Origin of the sequence: Albidovulum sp., assembly GCF_049646345.1 — a bacterium.
Lineage (GTDB): Bacteria > Pseudomonadota > Alphaproteobacteria > Rhodobacterales > Rhodobacteraceae > Albidovulum.
Window position 1 is genome coordinate 1 of sequence record NZ_JBARVQ010000864.1, and the last position, 2,309, is coordinate 2,309.

The following is a 2,309-nucleotide window of genomic DNA, read 5'->3' on the forward strand; positions in this document are numbered from 1 at the left end:
GCCAAGATGAACGGGGATCGGATTTCATCTTGGCGGAAATACCTCCGCCGGAGGCTAGAAAGCTAATCATCCCAAGTCCTCGATCAGGCGGAAGCGTTCGCAGACAAGCTCCATGTCCTCGGACCAGCCGCCATTGCGTTCGAAGAAGGCGCGGTGGCCCGCCTGCCAGCCTGCAAGCGAGGTATCCTCGACCTCGGCCAGCGCGAATTCCTCATCGATATCGCAGAAGCGGCGGATGGCGACCTCGCGGGTTTCGATGACAAGGGCCGGGCCGCCATCCCAGTCGAGCGCGATGTCGCGGCGGCCGGGGACCGGAAGCGCCTCGCCTTCGGCATGAAAGTCCCGCAAGGCACCGCATGTCGCGGTCTTGGCACCGGTGCGGACGAGCGCCAGCAGCCGGTCGCAGAGCGCGCGGCTGTCGCCGAAGGTGAAGGTTTCCGCCCCGGGATAGCGGGCCCGTGCCGCGTTGAGCGCAAGAATGGTGTTCGGTTTCGCCGCCATCACGCACACCATGTCTGGCGGGCACCGCCACCGTAGGCCCGGGCATGGCCGTCCGCGATCATACGACGCGCGAGCGGCGCATCGTCGATATAGGCCGCGACCAGCGCGCGACCGTAGCGGTCGTTCCCGTCACGTACGATCCTGACCTCATCCGCCTGCCAGAGCACACGGCGCAGTGCCCATTTCGCCTTCAATGCCGCCGCTAGTTCCGTGCTGCATTGCGGTGAGAAGAGTTCCGGCGTGTCAAAGCCCGTGAGCCGTGCCGAGACATTTCCACTGTCGGGGCACCACATCCGCACCGTATCACCATCCACCACCTGATAGATGCGGCAGCTTTCACTCTCAGCCTTCAGCGGTCGCAGAATGGACAGGGCCCCATCGGCGATGCCGGGCAGCGCGACCAGTCCGAACGTCGCAAACCCGATGACCGCACGCAGATAGAACCGTGGATCGGCAATCCGGTTGCGGCGGCGAGCCAACCCCATATTCCATTTCGGTGGCCGCCGGTAACCCCGGCTGAATCGCACAATGTTGTTCTTGTGCCGCGCCATGGTTTACATCCGGAAAACACCGAACCGGGTCGGTTCGATGGGGGCATTGAGCGCCGCCGAGAGCGAGAGTGCCAGCACGTCGCGGCTCTTCCTCGGGTCGATGATCCCGTCATCCCAGAGCCGGGCGGAGGCGTAGAGGGGATGCGACTGCTCTTCGAACATTTCAATGGTGGGGCGCTTGAATTCGGCTTCTTCCTCGGGGCTCCATTTGCCCCCTGCCCGCTCGATCCCATCGCGCTTGACCGTGGCAAGGACGCCCGCCGCCTGTTCGCCGCCCATGACGCTGATGCGGGAATTGGGCCAGGTCCAGAGGAAACGGGGGCTATAGGCGCGCCCCGCCATGCCGTAATTGCCGGCACCGAAGGATCCGCCCACGAGCATGGTGATCTTTGGCACATTGGTCGTCGCCACCGCCGTCACCATCTTGGCGCCGTGCCGGGCGATGCCTTCGTTTTCGTATTTCCGCCCGACCATGAAGCCGGTGATGTTTTGCAGGAACACCAGCGGGATATTACGCTGGCTGCAAAGCTCAACGAAATGCGCGCCCTTCACGGCGGCGTCTGAAAAAAGGACGCCGTTATTGGCAACGATGCCGACCGGGCAGCCCATCACATGGGCGAAACCGGTCACCAGCGTTTCGCCGAAGCGCGGCTTGAATTCGTCGAAGCGCGATCCGTCGGTGATGCGGGCAATGACCTCGCGGATATCATAGGGGGTGCGCAGATCGGCGGGGACGAGGCCGAGGATTTCCTCGGGGTCGTAGGCGGGGGCTTCGGGCGTCTGCCAATCGACGCTTTGCGGTTTGCGGCGGTTCAGATGGCTGACCGCGCGCTGCGCGAGGGCCAGCGCATGGGCATCATCCTCGGCGAGATAATCGGCGACGCCGGAAAGCCGGGTATGGACGTCGCCGCCGCCGAGGTCTTCGGCTGAAACGACCTCACCCGTCGCGGCCTTCACAAGGGGCGGTCCGGCTAGAAAAATCGTGCCCTGTTCCTTCACGATGATCGAAACATCGGACATGGCGGGAACGTAAGCCCCGCCAGCGGTGCAGGACCCCATGACGACAGCGATCTGGGGGATGCCCTTCGCGCTCATCCGCGCCTGATTATAGAAGATGCGGCCGAAATGGTCGCGGTCCGGAAAGACCTCATCCTGATTGGGCAGGTTGGCGCCGCCTGAATCGACGAGGTAGATGCAGGGCAGATGGTTTTCCTCGGCAATCTCCTGCGCGCGCAGATGCTTTTTGACCGTCATCGG

The 2,309-nt window shown here is 63.8% G+C and carries 3 protein-coding genes; all 3 read right to left on the reverse strand.

The annotated features are described in order from the left end of the window. Positions 1 to 66: 66 nt before the first annotated feature. Positions 67 to 501: an ASCH domain-containing protein gene (locus WBB85_RS22595; protein ID WP_432640817.1), complete on the reverse strand. Its 435-nt coding sequence runs from the start codon at positions 499 to 501 to the stop codon at positions 67 to 69. Continuing rightward, a complete protein-coding gene (locus WBB85_RS22600) occupies positions 501 to 1,052 on the reverse strand; it encodes a thermonuclease family protein (protein WP_432640818.1) in 552 nt (183 codons plus the stop codon). The genes WBB85_RS22595 and WBB85_RS22600 overlap by 1 nt, the downstream gene beginning before the upstream one ends. Before the next feature lie 3 nt (positions 1,053 to 1,055). Further along, positions 1,056 to 2,309: carboxyl transferase domain-containing protein (locus WBB85_RS22605; protein ID WP_432640819.1), on the reverse strand; the 1,254-nt coding region annotated here is incomplete at its 5' end.

What these genes read in the sequence shown, in the direction of transcription:
- WBB85_RS22595 (WP_432640817.1), bottom strand. Translation starts at nt 501, where the DNA reads ATGGCGGCGAAACCGAACACCATTCTTGCGCTCAACGCGGCACGGGCC.
- WBB85_RS22600 (WP_432640818.1), bottom strand. Translation starts at nt 1,052, where the DNA reads ATGGCGCGGCACAAGAACAACATTGTGCGATTCAGCCGGGGTTACCGG.